16 protein-coding genes and 1 tRNA gene are annotated in these 18,249 nt (G+C 62.3%); 14 read left to right on the top strand and 3 right to left on the bottom strand.

Annotated features, from left to right (window positions below; genetic code table 11):
• Positions 1-725: 725 nt before the first annotated feature.
• The 4 genes from ltrA (at position 726) to L0U84_RS13835 (ending at position 5,993) form a co-directional block, all read left to right on the top strand.
• A complete protein-coding gene (gene ltrA / locus L0U84_RS13850; RefSeq protein ID WP_233850565.1) occupies positions 726-2,426 on the top strand; it encodes a group II intron reverse transcriptase/maturase in 1,701 nt (566 codons plus the stop codon).
• A gap of 117 nt (positions 2,427-2,543) precedes the next feature.
• The gene (locus L0U84_RS13845; RefSeq protein WP_129959634.1) at positions 2,544-3,182 is read left to right on the top strand and encodes a phosphatidylserine decarboxylase; all 639 of its coding nucleotides are present in this window, start codon (positions 2,544-2,546) and stop codon (positions 3,180-3,182) included.
• 24 nt (positions 3,183-3,206) lie between these two features.
• Positions 3,207-4,076 carry a CDP-diacylglycerol--serine O-phosphatidyltransferase gene (gene pssA, locus L0U84_RS13840; protein WP_233850564.1) on the top strand — a complete coding sequence of 290 codons (870 nt, stop codon included), beginning with the start codon at positions 3,207-3,209 and terminating at the stop codon, positions 4,074-4,076.
• A 369-nt stretch (positions 4,077-4,445) separates the two neighbouring features.
• On the top strand, positions 4,446-5,993 hold the full coding sequence (locus L0U84_RS13835; RefSeq protein ID WP_233850563.1) for a 2-isopropylmalate synthase: 1,548 nt from the start codon (positions 4,446-4,448) through the stop codon (positions 5,991-5,993).
• A gap of 126 nt (positions 5,994-6,119) precedes the next feature.
• Here the strand turns inward: L0U84_RS13835 and L0U84_RS13830 are convergent, their stop codons facing one another.
• The 3 genes from L0U84_RS13830 to L0U84_RS13820 form a co-directional block, all read right to left on the bottom strand.
• Positions 6,120-7,682, bottom strand: coding sequence for a SulP family inorganic anion transporter (locus L0U84_RS13830; protein WP_233850562.1), 1,563 nt, complete (start codon positions 7,680-7,682; stop codon positions 6,120-6,122).
• A gap of 109 nt (positions 7,683-7,791) precedes the next feature.
• Entirely contained in the window at positions 7,792-8,427 is a 636-nt protein-coding gene (locus L0U84_RS13825; RefSeq protein ID WP_233850561.1) for a carbonic anhydrase, read from the bottom strand.
• 228 nt (positions 8,428-8,655) lie between these two features.
• Positions 8,656-9,207, bottom strand: a complete 552-nt coding sequence (locus L0U84_RS13820; RefSeq protein WP_233850560.1) for a hypothetical protein — start codon at positions 9,205-9,207, stop codon at positions 8,656-8,658.
• A 186-nt stretch (positions 9,208-9,393) separates the two neighbouring features.
• Here L0U84_RS13820 and L0U84_RS13815 point away from each other — a divergent pair, with 186 nt between their 5' ends.
• From L0U84_RS13815 to L0U84_RS13770, 10 genes are all read left to right on the top strand, one after another.
• Positions 9,394-10,827, top strand: a complete 1,434-nt coding sequence (locus L0U84_RS13815; RefSeq protein ID WP_233850559.1) for a branched-chain amino acid ABC transporter substrate-binding protein — start codon at positions 9,394-9,396, stop codon at positions 10,825-10,827.
• 204 nt (positions 10,828-11,031) lie between these two features.
• Positions 11,032-11,304 (top strand): 30S ribosomal protein S15, encoded by a 273-nt coding sequence (gene rpsO / locus L0U84_RS13810; RefSeq protein ID WP_008920609.1) that lies wholly within the window; start codon positions 11,032-11,034, stop codon positions 11,302-11,304.
• A gap of 345 nt (positions 11,305-11,649) precedes the next feature.
• A complete protein-coding gene (gene pnp, locus L0U84_RS13805) occupies positions 11,650-13,785 on the top strand; it encodes a polyribonucleotide nucleotidyltransferase (RefSeq protein WP_233850557.1) in 2,136 nt (711 codons plus the stop codon).
• Between the two features lie 150 nt (positions 13,786-13,935).
• Positions 13,936-14,952: an NAD(P)H-quinone oxidoreductase gene (locus tag L0U84_RS13800; protein WP_233850555.1), complete on the top strand. Its 1,017-nt coding sequence runs from the start codon at positions 13,936-13,938 to the stop codon at positions 14,950-14,952.
• Positions 14,953-15,119: 167 nt separating this feature from the next.
• The gene (gene tpiA, locus L0U84_RS13795; protein ID WP_233850553.1) at positions 15,120-15,896 is read left to right on the top strand and encodes a triose-phosphate isomerase; all 777 of its coding nucleotides are present in this window, start codon (positions 15,120-15,122) and stop codon (positions 15,894-15,896) included.
• Between the two features lie 82 nt (positions 15,897-15,978).
• The gene (gene secG, locus L0U84_RS13790; RefSeq protein WP_233850551.1) at positions 15,979-16,365 is read left to right on the top strand and encodes a preprotein translocase subunit SecG; all 387 of its coding nucleotides are present in this window, start codon (positions 15,979-15,981) and stop codon (positions 16,363-16,365) included.
• 112 nt (positions 16,366-16,477) lie between these two features.
• Positions 16,478-16,562: transfer RNA gene (locus L0U84_RS13785), tRNA-Leu, on the top strand.
• Between the two features lie 158 nt (positions 16,563-16,720).
• On the top strand, positions 16,721-17,080 hold the full coding sequence (locus L0U84_RS13780; RefSeq protein WP_025496704.1) for an NADH-quinone oxidoreductase subunit A: 360 nt from the start codon (positions 16,721-16,723) through the stop codon (positions 17,078-17,080).
• A gap of 62 nt (positions 17,081-17,142) precedes the next feature.
• The gene (locus L0U84_RS13775) at positions 17,143-17,622 is read left to right on the top strand and encodes a NuoB/complex I 20 kDa subunit family protein (protein WP_006052903.1); all 480 of its coding nucleotides are present in this window, start codon (positions 17,143-17,145) and stop codon (positions 17,620-17,622) included.
• Positions 17,623-17,642: 20 nt separating this feature from the next.
• Complete coding sequence (locus L0U84_RS13770) at positions 17,643-18,245, top strand: NADH-quinone oxidoreductase subunit C (protein ID WP_233850549.1); 603 nt, start codon at positions 17,643-17,645, stop codon at positions 18,243-18,245.
• Positions 18,246-18,249: the final 4 nt, after the last annotated feature.

Genomic DNA, 18,249 nt, shown 5'->3' with positions numbered 1-18,249 from the left:
ATGTCATTGTTCGAACTCGACAGCCGTTTTGTCGAAGATAGTGAACCTGCTGTACGACCAGCAGTAGCCTAGGAAGACATGCGTCACTGGTAACGGTGGGGTGTGAAGCTCTTCTAACAATGTAGCCTTCGGACGTATCGAACTAGTGAATGCCGTGAGGTGTTTGCTCGGAGACTCCAAGCAGCAAAGGGGTTGAGGCGCTAGGCTGGCTGATACGGTTAACGGAAGTGAACTGCTGATAAACCTCGTAAGTAGGACGGTGCCAAAGCTGCTGATAGGCATCAACCAAACGGGTGTGCGGTCGGATAACCCGCTGTAAATTCGGGTTACGTCGTCATCAGACCGCCGGGGAATAGGCAGAACCTAAGTCAGTCGTGTGACATGCCGGGAACGTGGTAAGCCTGTATGGTTGCCGGTTGTTGTTTGGCCGGCAGGCGAACCGTGAGGGACGCTGTTGACTGTGCAGGTATGGGATGACGGAAAAAGCGAAAGCCGGTCTGTAATGGGTCGGATAGGGGTTGGGACATTACCCCACGCGAAAGCGGGCAGACTTCCGTCTGGTCTACCGTCGCAAGATGGCTGACTAGCCCTTTAGCCGGAAAGGTGATTGCGGTGGCTCGTTAGCCATCCGCTGATGTTTCTAACCCCCTTGCGGGAGCAAATCGCTCCCGCAAGGGGCGATCTGCTCTTCGCTCGGGATTCACTTCTTCGAGTAGGAGAGCAGCATGAGAGTATCCGTCCGAACGGACGGATCTGCGCTCTCCCACGCGCCGGACAACTGGTACGCCGTAGATTGGCGACGGGTTGAGCGAAACGTGAGAGGGATGCAGATTCGAATTGCGAAGGCGACGCGGGACAACGACTGGCGCAGGGTGAAGACCCTGCAACGAATGTTGACCCGCACGTTGTCCGCGAAGCTGTACGCGGTGCGACGTGTTACGCAGAATCAGGGTGCGCGAACGGCTGGAGTCGATCGCGAACTGTGGGACTCGCCTGAAAGCCGATGGCTTGCTGTCGGCAGGTTGAAGCGGCGTGGATACAAGCCTCTGCCTCTACGGAGAGTTTTTATCCCCAAGGCCAATGGGAAGGAACGCCCTCTGGGCATTCCGACCATGCGGGACAGGGCGATGCAAGCCTTGTATCTGTTGGCTCTGGAGCCGGTGTCGGAATCGACGAGCGACCCGAACTCTTACGGGTTTAGGTTAAATCGCTCGACGGCCGACGCTATGTCGCAGATTTTCGTTGCCATGTCTCAGAAGGGCTCTGCTCGCTGGGTGCTGGAAGCGGATATCAAGGGCTGCTTTGACCATATCAACCATGACTGGCTGGAAACTCATGTCCTCATGGACCGGGCAATCCTGCGGAAATGGTTGAAAGCTGGCCTGATTTACAAGGGGCAGCTTCAGGCGCCTGAGGCCGGTACGCCACAAGGAGGGATCATTTCTCCGACGCTGGCGAATGTGACGCTGAATGGGCTGGAGCGAGAACTGCTGGCGCACCTTGGTGCGAAGTTTGGAATCGCGAAAGCCAACAAGCTCAAAGTCAATGTAGTGCGCTATGCGGACGACTTCGTAGTTACCGGTGACTCAAAAGAGATACTGGAGGAGGAAGTCCGACCTTGGGTAGAAGCATTCCTTGCCGTTCGAGGTCTGCAACTGTCCGAGGAGAAAACGCGGATTACTCACATTGATGATGGCTTCGACTTCCTTGGGTGGAATTTCCGTAAGTACTCGGGGACGCTACTCATCAAGCCGAGCAAGAAGAACGTGCAAACGTTCTATCGCAAGGTGGCGGATACGATCAGTGGTCACAAGACGGTGAAGCAGGAGAATTTGATTCGACTGCTGAACCCGATGCTGCGGGGCTGGGCGCAATATCACAGTCCTGTGGTCGCCAAAGAAGCGTACAGCCGCATGGAGTCTTTGATTTTCCGAAGGCTTTGGCGGTGGTCGAGGAGGCGGCATCTGAACAAGAGCGCCGAATGGGTGAGAAAGAAGTATTTTCACTCGGAAGGCAATCGACACTGGGTGTTTGCCGTTCCTGTAGCTCGTGAAGACGGTGGTAAGGGGTTGCTTAGCCTGTACCAGACTAGTGGAACGGAAATTAAGCGACACAAAAAGGTCAAAGGAGCGTTCAATCCCTTTGATCCAGAGTGGGAGCAATACGGCGAGAAGTTGCGACAGGCACGCATGGAACATTCCATGCGATACCGTAAGCAATGGATCTCACTGTATATGTCACAAGACGGGCTTTGCTCGCATTGTGGCTGTGCCCTGACAAAGGAGACTGGCTGGCACGACCATCATCTAGAGTATCGGATGCATGGTGGTATGGACGTTCTCTCGAATCGGGTTCTGCTTCATCCACACTGCCATCAGCAGGTGCACGCAGGTAAAATTGCGGTAACTAAGCCGGCCCGGTCCTGAGACCGGGTTTTGTTCGTAGATTTGAGCCGTATGCGGGGAAACTCGCACGTACGGTTCTTAGGGGGCCCTTCTTCCGCGAGGAAGGGGGGCTACCCTCCAAAAACACAGAAGCCATCCATGAATTACCCTCATCCGATCATCGCGCGAGAAGGCTGGCCGTTCATCGCCATCGCGGCCGTCGTTGCATTACTGGTTCACGCCTTCGCGGGGTTCGGCATTGCGTGGCTTTTCTGGCTGATCCTCATCTTCGTCGTGCAGTTCTTCCGCGATCCGGCGCGTCCGATTCCGACGCAGGCCAACGCGGTGCTGTGTCCCGCCGACGGCCGCATCGTCGCGGTCGAAACCGCGCACGACCCCTATGCGAACCGCGAAGCGCTGAAGATCAGCGTCTTCATGAACGTGTTCAACGTGCACTCGCAGCGCTCGCCGGTCGACGGCGCGATCTCGAAGGTCGAATACTTTCCCGGCGCATATCTGAACGCGGCGGTCGATAAGGCCTCGCTCGAAAACGAGCGCAATGCGGTCGTCATCGAAATGGCCGGCGGCCAGACGGTCACGTCGGTGCAGATTGCCGGGCTGATCGCGCGGCGCATTCTTTGCTACGTCCGTGCGGGCGAGCCGCTGACCCGCGGGCAGCGTTACGGTTTCATCCGCTTTGGTTCGCGCGTCGACGTGTATCTGCCGGTGGGCAGCCGTCCGCGCGTGTCGATCGGCGAGAAGGTGTCGGCGTCGTCCACGATCCTCGCCGAGCTGTAAAGCGGCATACAGGAGGTTGTCCGAATGGCCGCATTCAAACCGCGTCGACCCCGCACCAGCGGACCGCTGCCGCGTCCGTTTCGCCGCAACAAGCCGGTGGTCACGGAGTCGCCGGCCGCCGACAGCCGGCGCGCGCAGCGTCAGCAATTCCTCAGAAAACGCGGCATCTACCTGCTGCCGAACGCGTTCACCACGGCCGCGCTGTTTTGCGGCTTCTTCGCCGTCGTGCAGGCGATGAACGTGCGCTTCGAGATCGCGGCGATCGCGATCTTCGTGGCGATGGTGCTCGATGGCATGGACGGCCGCGTCGCGCGCATGACGCATACGCAAAGCGCGTTCGGCGAGCAGTTCGATAGCCTGTCAGACATGGTGTCGTTCGGTGTCGCGCCGGCGCTCGTGATGTACGAGTGGATCCTGAAAGACCTCGGCCGATGGGGCTGGCTCGCGGCGTTCGTCTATTGCTCGGGCGCGGCGCTGCGGCTCGCGCGTTTCAATACGAACATCGGCGTAGTCGACAAGCGTTTTTTCCAGGGCATGCCGAGCCCGGCAGCGGCGGCGCTGATCGCCGGATTCGTGTGGCTCGCCACCGACAACCGCGTGCCGCTGAAGCTCGTCTGGCTGCCGTGGGTCGCGTTCGTGCTGACCATTTATGCAGGCGTGACGATGGTGTCGAACGCGCCGTTTTACAGCGGCAAGGCGCTCGATGTACGGCATCGCGTGCCGTTCGGCGTGATCCTGCTGGTGGTCGTCGCGTTCGTTCTCGTGTCGTCCGATCCGCCGCTGATGCTGTTCGGTCTGTTCGTGCTGTACGGTCTGTCCGGCTACGTGTTCTGGGCGTATCAGGCGGTGCGCGGCCGGGCCAATCCGGCGCGTTCGATGTCGCACGACCGTTGACGATTTGAACCGCGCTGCATCGCAGCGATGTACGAAAAAACGGCAGCCCACGGGCTGCCGTTTTTCGTTGGTGCGTGCCGTGACAGGGGTGCTTCGGACCGCGCCCCAGGCCGACTCCGCGTGGATTGCGCGGTGGCTGGAATGCCGCTATAGTCGTCGGATCAGTGCGTCGGCGTGGCCGATTTTCCCGGGTCGCCAAGACCGTTCGCTGCGCCGCGCCAACATGCTTCGTTCACGCCTTTATGCCTTTTTGCGTTCCGTGCGCACCGGCCGCGATCATTGCGATCGCCCTACCTCGCCAGCGGCGGCGCCCATCGTCCCATTCCAAAACCAATTCCCACATCTGAGCGACTCCCGAGGAGGCCCGACATGTCCGACAAACTGATCATTTTCGACACCACGCTGCGTGACGGCGAGCAATCGCCCGGCGCGTCGATGACGAAGGAAGAGAAGATCCGCATCGCCAAGCAACTCGAGCGGATGAGAGTCGACGTGATCGAAGCGGGTTTCGCGGCCAGCTCGAACGGCGACTTCGACGCGATCCATACGATCGCGGGCCTCGTGAAGGACAGCACGATCTGCTCGCTTGCGCGCGCGAACGACAAGGACATCCAGAAGGCCGCCGACGCGCTGAAACCGGCCGATCATTTCCGCATCCACACGTTCATCGCGACGTCGCCGCTGCACATGGAGAAGAAGCTGCGGATGACGCCCGAGCAGGTATTCGAGCAGGCCAAGCTCGCGGTGCGTTTCGCGCGCAAGTTCACCGACGACGTCGAATTCTCACCGGAAGACGGCAGCCGCTCGGATATGGACTTCCTGTGCCGCGTGCTGGAAGCGGTGATCGCCGAAGGCGCGACCACGATCAACATCGCGGACACGGTCGGCTACGGCGTTCCGGAGCTCTATGGCCAGCTCGTGAAAACGCTGCGCGAGCGCATTCCGAACTCGCACAAGGCGGTGTTCTCCGTGCATTGCCACAATGACCTCGGCATGGCGGTCGCGAATTCGCTCGCCGGCGTGCAGCTTGGCGGCGCGCGCCAGGTCGAATGCACGATCAACGGTCTCGGCGAGCGCGCGGGCAATACGTCGCTCGAAGAAATCGTGATGGCGGTGAAGACCCGCAAGGATTACTTCGGACTCGAAGTCGGGCTGGATACGACGCAGATCGTGCCGGCTTCGAAGCTCGTGTCGCAGATCACCGGCTTCGTCGTGCAACCGAACAAGGCCGTGGTCGGCGCGAACGCATTTGCTCACGCATCGGGCATCCACCAGGACGGCGTGCTGAAGGCGCGCGATACCTACGAAATCATGCGCGCGGAAGACGTGGGCTGGACCGCGAACAAGATCGTGCTCGGCAAGCTGTCGGGGCGCAACGCGTTCAAGCAGCGTCTGCAGGAACTCGGCATCGCGCTCGACAGCGAAGCCGAACTGAACACCGCGTTCGCGCGCTTCAAGGAACTCGCCGATCGCAAGTCGGAGATCTTCGACGAAGACATCATCGCGATTGTCAACGAGGAATCGGCGGAAGCGCACGAGAAGGAGCACTACAAGTTCCTGTCGATGGCGCAGCATTCGGAAACCGGCGAACAGCCGCACGCGAAGGTCGTGTTCTCGGTTGAGGGGAAAGAGATCACCGGTGAAGCGCGCGGCAATGGTCCGGTCGACGCCACGCTCAACGCGATCGAAACGGAAGTGGGCAGCGGCTCCGAGCTGCTGCTGTACTCGGTCAACGCGATTACGACCGGCACCCAGGCGCAGGGCGAAGTGACCGTGCGGCTGTCGAAGGCCGGGCGCATCGTCAACGGAACAGGCACCGATCCGGATATCGTCGCGGCGTCCGCGAAGGCGTATTTCTCGGCGCTCAACAAGCTCTACTCGAATGCGGACAAATTGAATCCGCAGCGCTCGGAATAGCGCGAGCAGGGCGCGCCGGTAGCGCGCAAGCTTGACTGTGGATCGAAGGAGAAGCCCCGCTGTGCCTGGCACACGGGGCTTTTTTTCACCTTCATCGCGCACGGGCGGTGGCGAGATGCTCCGGAACTACTCCGCCGCCGGGCGCCGCAGAGACCAGCCGCGCGTTGCGCGCGCCTGCTCGCGGACCTGATACCTGACGTCGACGGTGATCCCGCGACGGGGCGCATCGGCGGCGAACGCGTCCAGCAGCTCGCGCACGTCGTGATCGACAAAATCGGCGCGTGTCGCGTCGACGATCACCGTGGCGCCATCCGGAATCTGCTGCAGATAGTGCTTGAGCGGCACCTTACCGAGAAACGACACGTCCTTGCGAAACGACAGCAGAAAGTGATCGCCATGCTGCGCGAGCACGATCGGGCCGCGCAGGTTCGCATACAGCGCGAACAGCATGCTGCACAGGATGCCGAGCACGATACCGATCAGCAGATCGGTCACGAGCACACCGACCAGTGTGACGACGAACGGTGCGAACGGCGCGAATCCCTGCCGCGCGAGCCCGGCGAACAACGACGGCCTGGCGAGTTTGAACCCGGTGAAGATCAGAATCGCTCCAAGGCAGGCGAGCGGAATCAGGTTGATCACGCTCGTGAGCGCGAACACGCTGACGAGAAGCAGCACGCCGTGAACGATCGCTGAGAGCCGGCTTTTTGCGCCGGCATGCACGTTCGCGGAGCTCCGCACGATCACCGCGGTGATTGGCAGGCCGCCGATCGCACCCGCGATCAGATTGCCCACCCCCTGCGCCTTCAGTTCGCGATCGGGGGGCGCGCGGCGGCGCTCCGGATCGATCTGCTCGACCGCTTCGAGGCTCAGTAGCGTTTCGAGGCTGGCGACGATCGCGATCGTGATCGCAATGCGCCATATGTCGGGATTGATGAGCTGGGCGAACCCTGGTCCGAAGTCGGCCGACGCGAGCGCGGCTTGCAGTGCCGCGAACGATTCGAACGACGGCAACGCGACCCGTCGCTCGGCGGGCGGTGCCAGCGATGGCGCCACGAGATTCAGCGCGAGCGTCGCGCCGATGCCGAGCAGCACCACCGCGAGCGGCGCAGGCATGATCCGCACGACAGCGAAGCGGCGCAGCGCGCGCGTTTCCCAGCCGGCGAGGATCGCGAGCGACAGCAGCGCGATCAGCACGGCGGTGAGCGAGATCGCGCCGAACGGCGTTGCGACCACGGTCGCCGACTGGACCGAGTGATCGATGCCGGACAAGCCCAGCGCAACGGGAAACTGCTTGAGGATCAGCAGCACGCCGATGGCAGCGAGCATTCCCTTGATCACCGGCGACGGCACGTAGGCGGCGAAGCGGCCGGCCTTGAGCATGCCGAAGCCGAACTGGATGACGCCCGACAGCAGTACGGCCAGCAGAAAAGCGGAAAAGCCGCCAAGCCGCGCGATGCCGTCGACGACGATCACGACGAGGCCCGCGGCCGGGCCACTAACGCTCAGGCGCGAGCCGCTCAGCGCGGCAACGACGAGCCCGCCGATGATGCCGGACACCAGCCCCGCAAACGGGTCGACGCCCGATGCGTGAGCGATGCCGAGGCAAAGCGGCAGGGCCACCAGGAAAACGGCCGTGCCGGCGAGCACGTCGCGCTGGAGCGCGGAAAAAGAGGTTTGAGGATTCATGGTGTCGAAAAGCGTGAGGTGGGGCGGCGGGCGACGAACATGGCGTGGCTGGATAACAAGTCCGCTGTGCGCTCGTCCGCGGTTCAAGTGGGGCGGGCGTCGCGCTTTGCTAGGCCGCGCTGTGCGCAGCGGTCGTGCAGGTCATCGCGTCGTCGGCGGTATAGCCGGAGGTGAGAACCTTGATGCGTCCGTCGTCGAGCGCAAAGATCCAGCCGTGCACGAGCGGCGCCGGATCAGCCTCGTGCACGATGGGGCTCGCCCGTAACTGCCGCACCTGTTCGAGCACGTTCAGCTCGGCAAGACGGTTGACGCGATCCGGCCCGATTGGCGCGCCGTCCAGTTCCGGGTGATGCGTTTTCGCGAGTGCGCAGAGCGGCGCGATACGCCGATTCACATGGGGCAGCGCCGGGTCCGGCGGCAGCAGCGCGGCGCGCACGCCACCGCAGCCATAGTGGCCGCAGACGATCACATGGCCGACCTTGAGCACCCGCACCGCGTATTCGAGGACGCTCGCGGCGTTGTCGTCGTCGGGATGAAACAGGTTGGCGATGTTGCGATGGACGAACAGATCGCCGGGCTCGCAACGCGTGATCGTTTCGGCGGGCACGCGACTGTCCGCGCAACCGATCCACAGAATGTGCGGATTCTGTCCGCGCACGAGGTCGCGAAAAAATGCCGGATTGCCCGCCGCGGTTTCATGCGCCCACGCGACGTTGGCGACCAGCAGGTGTTTGGGTCGGTTCATCGTAGCAACTCCGTAAGAAAGGCAATTGACCGGGCATCGGACTGAGGCGGGACTGCGCGGTTGATCGCGAGCCGGTGCCCGAACGGGTGTTTACAATAACCTTTCTTTCATCGGATGGTTGACGCAAACAGGATAAAATTCTTCTTTATGCTTAAGGAATAAAAAAAGCCGCCTACAAAAGGCGGCTTTTTGAGATTTGGCACTTCCTCCGAAGACGGCGCTCAACGCTCAGAACAGGCTGCGGCGGTCGGGGTCGTGCAGCGGGTCGGGGGTCTTTTGCGTGAGGCGCAAAATGCCCTGGTCGTCGAAGTAGAAGCTGTACAGCATGTACCAGACGTTGTCTTCGAGATAGCGATAGGTCCAGACTTCGCGCCGCATCAACGGGAAGTACGACGTTTCGACTGGACGCCCGAAGTTCACCAGCACGTCGCTGCGCGTCCATTTGCCGATCTCGGCGCGATAGAACTCGGTGGGCTGCAGCACCTGGCGCATGTTGACGATCTTGCCGGCCGCGTCGATGTCGGCGGCGGTGGTGGTCTCGCCCATCGGTTGGGTCGGCCACATCAGACGCTTGCCGCCGTCGGGCAGGTCATAGGTTTCGCGCGGCGGACCAAGTCGCGCGATCACCGTCGATGCGTCCGCTCCCTGTTGATACTGTTGCCACGGCTGCGCGCAGCCGGCGAGCGCGAGCGCGCTCAGGCAAACGAGCGCGGCACGGCGCAGACTGGCGCCGGCCCGGCCCGTGAAAGAGGCCGCCGTGCGTTGGTGGCGGTTCGACATGTATTCCTCCGATGGCGTTTGAATTGCGGTTCTTATCATCGAGACGCACTATTTTGACACGCGCTGTGGCGAAGAATTGCGCTGCCTGAGCGCGCGTCGCCTCCAAACGGAAACGGATGCGCCGGCTTGCCTATTCCTTGCGCGTCGTCCTATGATCCGCGCTTCAAAGATTCAGGCGGGACGATCATGACGGCGATGTGGCAACGGACGGCGGCGCTTGCGCTGACGGCAATTTCGATGACGGCGGGAGTTGGCGCGGCACAGGCGGCGAGTTCGGCGACGAATCCGGGGGCGACGGGCGCGAGTCCAACGTCCGCGCAGGGGGCTGGGCCGGTCACCGGCAAGCTGGAGAGTCGCGCAGCCACGCTGGCCGCGAACCCGGCCGGTAGTCCCGCAAGCAAGCCCGCGAGCCCGCCGGCCGGCATGCCCAGCGGCACGCCAATCCAGCTCGCGCTGATCGAAGGCATGTCCGGCCCGTTCGCGAACGCGGGCGCGGCGGTCGAGCGCAATCTGCGCTTCGGCGTCGAGCAGGTCAACGCGCACGGCGGCGTGAAGCTCGCGGACGGCGCGCATCCGTTCGAACTCATCGTGCTCGACAGCAAGGGCAGCACGGAGGAAGCGCTGACGCAATTGCGGGCGGCCGAGGATCGCCATATCGGCTACATCCTGCAGGGCAATAGCTCGGCCGTCGCCGCGGCACTGATCGGCGCGATCGACAAGCAGAACAGCCGCGAGCCGGACAACCGCGAACTGTTCCTCAATTACTCGGCCGACGATCCCGCGCTCACCAACTCGGACTGCAGCTTCTGGCACTTCCGCTTCGACGCGCATGCGGGCATGCGGATGGCCGCGCTCGCCGATGTGATCGAGCGCGACAAGGCGGTGAAAAAGGTCTATCTGCTGAATCAGGATTACAGCTTCGGCCACGACGTGAGCAGCCTCGCGCGCTCGACGCTCGCGGCGAAGCGCCCCGACATCGCGGTGGTCGGCGACGAATTTCACCCGATCGGCCGCGTGAAGGATTTCGCGCCGTATATCGCAAAGATTCGCGCGAGCGGCGCGGACGCCGTGATCACGGGTAACTGGGGCAATGATCTGACGTTGCTGGTGAAGGCCGCGCGCGAGCAGGGCCTCGACACGAAGTTCTACACGTTCTACGGCAACAGCCTCGGCGCGCCCGCCGCGCTTGGCGACGCGGGCGTGGGTCACGTGATCGCGGTGGCGGAGTGGCATCCGAACGTCGGCGGCGCGGCCTCCGATGCGCGGTACGCGGCGTTCCGCGCGCGCTTTCCGGCCGCGCAGGACGACTATCCGGTGCTGCGCATGCCACTGATGATCGACACGCTCGCCGCCGCGATGAACCGCGCAGGCAGCGCCGATCCGACGGCGGTCGCGAAAGCGCTCGAGGGCATCCGCTTCGACAACGGCTTCCACGCTTCATGGATGCGCGCCGATGACCATCAGCTGATCCAGCCCCTTTACGTGATGCAGATGGACAAAGCCGGTACGCCGGGCGTGCATTTCGATAACGAAGGCTCCGGCTATGGCTTCCGCACGGTGCTGGCGCTACCGGCCGAGCGCACGGTATTGCCGACGGTCTGCCGCATGCGGCGGCCCTGAACGAGCTCGAGCGACGCTCGATTCGCCTTGCCAGGCCGGGTTCGCGGCCAGGGCGCGCTGTGCTACAATACGCGTCCCGTTGTTGGGCTGGGTTCTGATTCAGCTAATTCAGCCACGAACGGGACTCAGTAAATTTATGAAACGGGTATCCCACGGCACGGCCTTTCTTCCGTGACCGCCTGTCCAGTTATCAAGGAAATTGACATGTCCGCAGTTGAAGCAAGCAAGAAGTCCGAAGTCGTCGCGCAATTCGCACGCGCAGCTAACGACACCGGCTCCCCCGAAGTTCAGGTCGCGCTGCTCACGACCCGCATCAACGAACTGACCTCCCACTTCAAGGAGCACACGAAGGATCACCACAGCCGCCGCGGTCTGCTGCGCATGGTGAGCCGCCGTCGCAAGCTGCTCGACTATCTGAAGGGTAAGGACGCGGACCGTTACCGCAGCCTGATCGAGAAGCTGGGTCTGCGTAAGTAATCGGCCAGTCGTTCAGCAAGATGCCTGTGTCAGTTTCGCTGATACAGGCATTTTGTTTTTGCGCGGTGCGCGTCGTATCACGCGCTCCGCCCGTGATCCGCGGCGTATGCCGGTTCGCGCGGAGTCTACGGGCAACGCAGCAGCAGTAGCAAAATAGCAGTAGAACAAGCAGTAACAGAAACACGGCCGGGCTTCAGGGCAGAGTTTTGTGTCATTCCAGCGGTTCGCGCGCACACGCAGCGCGTGGCTCTCTGGAATGGCATAGCACGACTCTTCCCATGCGGCGCCGGCCCTGGCGTTGCCGCGCCGCTTCCGGTCCGCGCGGCATTACGATGAGGAAAAGCAATGACTATGTTCAACAAGATCGTCAAAGAGTTTAAGTGGGGGCAGCACAACGTTCGCCTCGAAACCGGTGAAATCGCTCGCCAGGCGGGCGGCGCGGTGATCGTCGACGTCGAAGACACCGTGGTGCTCGCCACCGTGGTCGGCGCGAAGACCGCGAAGCCGGGCCAGGACTTCTTCCCCCTCACCGTCGACTACATCGAAAAGACCTACGCCGCCGGCAAGATTCCGGGTGGCTTCTTCCGCCGCGAAGGCCGTCCGTCGGAAGGCGAGACGCTGATCTCGCGCCTGATCGACCGTCCGCTGCGTCCGCTGTTCCCGGAAGGCTTCTACAACGAAGTGCAGGTCGTGATTCACGTGCTGTCGCTGAATCCGGAAATCCCCGCCGACATTCCCGCGCTGATCGGCGCGTCGGCGGCACTCGCAGTGTCGGGTCTGCCGTTCAACGGCCCGGTCGGCGCGGCACGCGTGGCCTACATCAACAACGAATACGTGCTGAATCCGACGCGTCCGCAGATGAAAGAGTCGGCCCTCGACCTCGTCGTCGCCGGTACGGAACGCGCGGTGCTGATGGTCGAATCGGAAGCGCAGCAACTGAGCGAAGAAGTGATGCTCGGCGCCGTCGTGTTCGGTCATGAGCAGATGCAGACCGCGATCGACGCGATCCACGAACTGGTCCGCGAAGGCGGCAAGCCCGAGTGGGACTGGCAGCCGGCGGCGAAGAACGAAGCACTGATCTCGCGCGTGACCGAACTCGCGCAAGCCAATCTGCTCGCCGCCTACCAGATCCGCGACAAGCAGGCTCGCTCGGCCAAGCTGAAGGAAGTCTACGCGGCAACCTCGGCGAAGCTCGAGGAAGAGGCGGCGGCAGCGGGCACCGTGGCGGCCGACAAGGCGTCGGTCGGCAACGTGCTGTTCGACATCGAAGCGAAGATCGTCCGTACGCAGATCCTGAACGGCGAGCCGCGTATCGACGGCCGCGACACGCGCACCGTGCGCCCGATCGAAATCCGCACCGGCGTGCTGCCGCGTACCCACGGCTCGGCGCTGTTCACGCGCGGCGAGACGCAGGCACTGGTGGTCGCGACGCTCGGCACGAAGGGCGACGAGCAGAACATCGACGCGCTCGAAGGCGAGTACCGCGAGCGCTTCATGCTCCACTACAACATGCCTCCGTTCGCGACCGGCGAAACGGGCCGCGTCGGTTCGCCGAAGCGCCGTGAAATCGGTCACGGCCGTCTCGCCAAGCGCGCGCTCGTCGCGTGTCTGCCGAGCGCCGACGAATTTGGCTACTCGATCCGCGTCGTGTCGGAAATCACCGAGTCGAACGGTTCGTCGTCGATGGCTTCGGTGTGCGGCGGCTGCCTCGCGCTGATGGACGCCGGTGTGCCGATGAAGGCGCACGTCGCCGGTATCGCGATGGGCCTGATCCTCGAAGGCAACCGCTTCGCGGTGCTGACCGACATCCTCGGCGACGAAGATCACCTCGGCGACATGGACTTCAAGGTCGCGGGTACGGAGCAAGGCGTGACCGCGCTGCAGATGGACATCAAGATCCAGGGCATCACGAAGGAAATCATGCAGGTCGCGCTCGCGCAGGCGAAGGAAGGCCGCATGCACATCCTCGGCAAGATGACCTCGGCCGTGTCGGGCGCGAATACGCAGCTGTCGGAGTTCGCACCGCGCATGATCACGATCAAGATCAACCCGGAAAAGATCCGCGACGTGATCGGCAAGGGCGGCTCGGTGATTCGCGCGCTGACCGAAGAAACCGGCACGACGATCGACATTTCGGACGACGGCGTCGTCACCATCGCGAGCACGAACAGCGAAGGCATGGCCGAAGCGAAGCGTCGTATCGAAGCGATCACGATGGAGGTCGAAGTGGGCCAGGTGTACGAAGGCACCGTGCTCAAGCTGCTCGATTTCGGCGCGATCGTGAACATCCTGCCGGGTAAGGATGGTCTGCTGCATATCTCCGAAATCGCCAACGAGCGCATCAAGGACATCAACGACTACCTGAAGGACGGCCAGCAAGTGAAGGTCAAGGTCATCCAGACGGACGAGAAGGGTCGTGTGCGTCTGTCGGCGAAGGCATTGCTGAACGACGCGCCGCAAGGCGAACCGACGCCGCAGTAATGCGGTAACGGACAAACGGCCGGCCGTGTCATGCACGCCGGCCGTTTTTCATGCAGGATGGATTGCGTTGCGAATTCGAATCGCAGCGCGGCGCTAAGGCACACGGCAGCAACGGGTAGGCAACGCAATCCAATCTTGGAGTTGACGCAGATGAAAGCGATCGAAATCACTGAATTCGGTGCGCCGGAAGTCCTCAAGCTGGCGGAGCGTCCGACGCCGCAGCTCAAGGCGGGCGAGGTGCTGATCAAGGTGGCGGCATCAGGCATCAATCGTCCGGACGTGTTTCAGCGCAAGGGCGGCTACGCGCCGCCGCCGGGAGCGTCGGATCTGCCGGGGCTGGAGGTGGCGGGCGAGATCGTCGGCGGCACCATCGACGGGAAGAACAATCCGTTCGGTCTGAAGATCGGCGATCGCGTTTGCGCGCTGCTCGCGGGCGGCGGTTACGCTGAGTATGCGGCCGCGCCTCTGCTGCAATGTCTGCCGGTGCCGGCGGGAATGTCGGATGTTGAAGCGGCTTCGCTACCCGAGACGTTTTTCACGGTGTGGAGCAACGTCTTCAATCGCGCGCAACTCGGCCAGGGCGAAGGCGGCGCGAACGAAACGCTGCTGGTGCAGGGCGGTTCGAGCGGCATCGGCGTGACGGCGATCCAGATTGCGCACGCGCTCGGCTTCCGTGTGTTCGCCACTGCGGGCTCGGACGAAAAGTGCCGCGCGTGCGAAGCGCTCGGCGCCGAACGGGCGATCAACTACAAGACTGAAGATTTCGTCGAAGTCATCAAGTCGCTGACCAATGATCGCGGCGTCGACGTGATCCTCGACATGGTGGCCGGCAGCTACGTGCCGCGCGAACTGTCGGCGCTCGCCGACGGTGGTCGCATCGTGCTGATTGCGCTGCTCGGCGGCGCGAAGGCGGAACTGAACCTGAACGAAGTGTTGCGCCGGCGTCTGACGGTTACCGGTTCGACACTGCGGCCGCGGCCGATCGAGTTCAAGGCGCAGATCGCCGCGCAACTGAAAGAGCGCGTGTGGCCCCATCTCGAAGCTGGGCGCATCAAGCCCGTCGTGCATCGCGTGTTTCGGGCCGCCCAGGCCGCCGATGCGCATACGCTGATGGAAAGCAGCACGCACGTCGGCAAGATCGTGTTGACGTGGGGTCAGGAGGCTTGACGTCGTCGGTTTGACCCGATCCACCCCACGCAGTAAAATTGCGCGTTTTGCGTGCGCCGGATCAATCCGACGGGCGGGCCACGAGCGCCGCAACGAGTTGTAGCGAGGCGCAACCGAAGTTCGCCGGCAGAGCAGGCAGGACTGGCAAGACAGGACAACACGAGACGATGTCGAATCAACAACGAGCCAAACTGGTAGTCGGTAACTGGAAGATGCATGGGCGGCTCGCCGCGAACGCCGCGTTGTTGCAGGCCGTGGCGCAGGGCTCCGGTGAATTGCCGGCCGATGTGCGCGTCGGTGTGTGCGTACCGAGCCTTTATCTCGCCCAGGCGCAGTCGTTGCTCGACGGTAGTCCGGTCGTGTGGGGCGTGCAGGACGTGTCCGCGTTCACGCACGGTGCCTATACCGGCGAAGTGGCTGCGCCAATGGTGACCGACTTCGGCGCAACGTTTGCGATCGTCGGACACTCGGAGCGTCGCGCGTATCACCGCGAAAGCGCCGAACTGGTCGCGGTGAAAACGCAGCGCGTGCTTGAGGCGGGTTTGACGCCGATCGTGTGCGTCGGCGAAACGCTCGAAGAACGCGAGGCTGGCTCGACCGAGCAGGTCGTCGGTGGCCAGCTCGACGAAGTGCTCGCGAAGGTGTCGGCTCAGGAAGCGGCTCGCCTTGTCGTCGCGTATGAGCCGGTGTGGGCAATTGGCACCGGCAAGAGCGCATCGGCGGCACAGGCGCAGGCCGTGCATGCGTTCCTGCGCGCACGTCTCGCGGCAAAGGGCGCGGCGGACGTGCCGTTGCTGTACGGCGGCAGCGTGAAGCCGGAGAACGCGGAAGAACTGTTCCGTCAGCTCGATATCGACGGCGGCCTGATCGGCGGCGCGTCGTTGAAAGATCAGGATTTCCTGGCAATCTGCAAAGCGGCCGCAGCGACCAGCGTGGCCGGTTGAGCAGGGCGTCTCGGCGAGGATGACTCCATTTTGCGCAACACACAGTGTGCGGCGCGGTTAAATAAAGACTCAGGTGAGTGTGATGCTGTATTTGAAAACATTGATTATCGTCGTTCAGTTGTTGTCGGCGCTCGGGGTCATCGGACTCGTGTTGCTGCAGCACGGCAAAGGTGCCGACATGGGCGCTGCTTTCGGCAGCGGCGCGTCGGGTAGCCTGTTCGGCGCGACGGGTTCAGCGAACTTCCTCTCGCGTACCACGGCAGTGCTCGCAGCGCTGTTCTTTGCAACGACGCTGGCGCTCACTTACCTTGGTGCGTATCACGTGAAGCCGTCGGCAGGCGTGCTGGGCGTGGCAGCTACTGCTCCGGTCGCGGCTTCGCCTGCTTCGGTGCCAGCCGCGAGCTCGGCTCCGGCGGCGGCAGCGCCGGCTTCGCCTGCGTCGGTTCCGGCGACGGGCGTGCCGAAATAAATTTTCGGCAGACGTACTCTTGTGCGTTGAACAATCCGCTTAAACAAGTTACAATTCAAGTCTTGAAGCGATTCGCGGGTTTTACAAGTTGTTTTCCCGGATTGCATATAGTGCCGACGTGGTGAAATTGGTAGACACGCTATCTTGAGGGGGTAGTGGCGAAAGCTGTGCGAGTTCGAGTCTCGCCGTCGGCACCAAATGTTATCTAAATGCCAGCCGTTTGCTTCGCTTCGGCTGGCATTTTCACTTCTGGCGTATGGCTGTATGGCTTGCGTCGTGCGCGTTGAGGAAGTGATTTAGCGTCAGGGGTGCTATGCTCCTGACGGCACTCAGAACCAACCGATTGAGGATTGTCTTGAACCTCGCAGCCTATTTCCCCGTTTTGTTGTTCCTTATTGTGGGCACCGGTTTAGGCGTAGCACTGGTCAGCATTGGCAAGATCCTCGGTCCCAACAAGCCCGACACCGAGAAAAACGCACCGTACGAGTGCGGCTTCGAAGCATTCGAAGATGCGCGCATGAAATTCGACGTGCGCTACTACCTCGTCGCCATTCTCTTCATCATTTTCGACCTTGAAACCGCGTTCCTGTTCCCGTGGGGCGTGGCATTGCGTGACATCGGCTGGACCGGCTTCATGGCAATGATGATTTTCCTGCTCGAGTTCCTGCTTGGCTTTGCCTACATCTGGAAGAAGGGCGGCCTCGACTGGGAATGATGGATTAATCGCCGGTTTGCGTGGGTGGCCAGGCTTGCCGCCCCGTCTGGAGTGGAAAGCAAATGAGTATCGAAGGGGTCTTGAAAGAAGGGTTTGTCACCACTACGGCAGACAAACTGATCAACTGGACGCGCACCGGTTCGCTGTGGCCGATGACGTTCGGTCTTGCGTGCTGCGCGGTCGAGATGATGCATGCGGGCGCCGCCCGTTATGACCTCGATCGTTTCGGCGTGGTGTTCCGTCCGAGTCCGCGTCAGTCGGACGTGATGATCGTCGCCGGCACGCTGTGCAACAAGATGGCGCCCGCTCTGCGCAAGGTCTACGACCAGATGGCGGAGCCGCGCTGGGTGATCTCGATGGGCTCGTGCGCGAACGGCGGCGGCTATTACCACTACTCGTACTCGGTGGTGCGCGGCTGCGACCGCATCGTCCCGGTCGACGTGTACGTGCCGGGTTGTCCGCCCACAGCGGAAGCGCTGGTATACGGCGTGATCCAGTTGCAAGCCAAGATTCGCCGCACCAACACCATCGCCCGTCAATAAGGCCAACGCCTCCCCATAATATGGCAAGCAAACTCGAGACCCTGAAAGCGAACATCGAGGCGGCCTTTGGCGGCCTCCTGTTGAGCGTGACTGAGTCGATCGGTGAATTGACGATCGTCGTCAAGGCAGGCGACTACCTCAATGTGGCAAAGCGTCTGCGCGACGACCGCACGCTCGGTTTCGAGCAGTGTGTCGACCTGTGCGGCGTTGATTATCAGACCTATGCCGAAGGCGCCTACGACGGCCCGCGTTTTGCTGCAGTGCTGCATCTGCTGTCGGTGCAGAACAACTGGCGTTTGCGTCTGCGCGTGTTCGCGCCGGACGACGACATGCCGATCCTGCCGTCCGTCGTCGATATCTGGAATTCGGTCAACTGGTACGAGCGCGAAGCGTTCGACCTGTACGGCATCGTCTTCGAAGGTCACCCGGACCTGCGCCGCATTCTGACCGACTACGGTTTCATCGGTCATCCGTTCCGCAAGGATTTCCCGGTCTCCGGCTACGTCGAAATGCGTTACGACCCGGAAGAGAAGCGCGTCGTTTATCAGCCGGTGACGATCGAGCCGCGGGAAATCACGCCGCGCGTGATCCGCGAAGATCGCTATGGCGGTCTGAAACACTAAGAGA

The sequence above is a fragment of the Paraburkholderia sp. HD33-4 genome (assembly GCF_021390635.1).
Taxonomy (GTDB): Bacteria; Pseudomonadota; Gammaproteobacteria; order Burkholderiales; family Burkholderiaceae; genus Paraburkholderia.
The sequence above is the reverse complement of the archived record's forward strand: the minus strand, read 5'-3'. Positions and strand labels throughout refer to the sequence as shown.

Bases quoted from the DNA above. Each gene is read 5' to 3' on its own strand.
- rpsO (WP_008920609.1), top strand. From the start codon at position 11,032: ATGTCCGCAGTTGAAGCAAGCAAGAAGTCCGAAGTCGTCGCGCAATTC.
- L0U84_RS13825 (WP_233850561.1), bottom strand. From the start codon at position 8,427: ATGAACCGACCCAAACACCTGCTGGTCGCCAACGTCGCGTGGGCGCAT.
- tpiA (WP_233850553.1), top strand. From the start codon at position 15,120: ATGTCGAATCAACAACGAGCCAAACTGGTAGTCGGTAACTGGAAGATG.
- pssA (WP_233850564.1), top strand. From the start codon at position 3,207: ATGGCCGCATTCAAACCGCGTCGACCCCGCACCAGCGGACCGCTGCCG.
- L0U84_RS13830 (WP_233850562.1), bottom strand. From the start codon at position 7,682: ATGAATCCTCAAACCTCTTTTTCCGCGCTCCAGCGCGACGTGCTCGCC.
- L0U84_RS13800 (WP_233850555.1), top strand. From the start codon at position 13,936: ATGAAAGCGATCGAAATCACTGAATTCGGTGCGCCGGAAGTCCTCAAG.
- pnp (WP_233850557.1), top strand. From the start codon at position 11,650: ATGACTATGTTCAACAAGATCGTCAAAGAGTTTAAGTGGGGGCAGCAC.
- ltrA (WP_233850565.1), top strand. From the start codon at position 726: ATGAGAGTATCCGTCCGAACGGACGGATCTGCGCTCTCCCACGCGCCG.
- secG (WP_233850551.1), top strand. From the start codon at position 15,979: ATGCTGTATTTGAAAACATTGATTATCGTCGTTCAGTTGTTGTCGGCG.
- L0U84_RS13845 (WP_129959634.1), top strand. From the start codon at position 2,544: ATGAATTACCCTCATCCGATCATCGCGCGAGAAGGCTGGCCGTTCATC.
- L0U84_RS13775 (WP_006052903.1), top strand. From the start codon at position 17,143: ATGAGTATCGAAGGGGTCTTGAAAGAAGGGTTTGTCACCACTACGGCA.
- L0U84_RS13770 (WP_233850549.1), top strand. From the start codon at position 17,643: ATGGCAAGCAAACTCGAGACCCTGAAAGCGAACATCGAGGCGGCCTTT.
- L0U84_RS13835 (WP_233850563.1), top strand. From the start codon at position 4,446: ATGTCCGACAAACTGATCATTTTCGACACCACGCTGCGTGACGGCGAG.
- L0U84_RS13815 (WP_233850559.1), top strand. From the start codon at position 9,394: ATGACGGCGATGTGGCAACGGACGGCGGCGCTTGCGCTGACGGCAATT.
- L0U84_RS13820 (WP_233850560.1), bottom strand. From the start codon at position 9,207: ATGTCGAACCGCCACCAACGCACGGCGGCCTCTTTCACGGGCCGGGCC.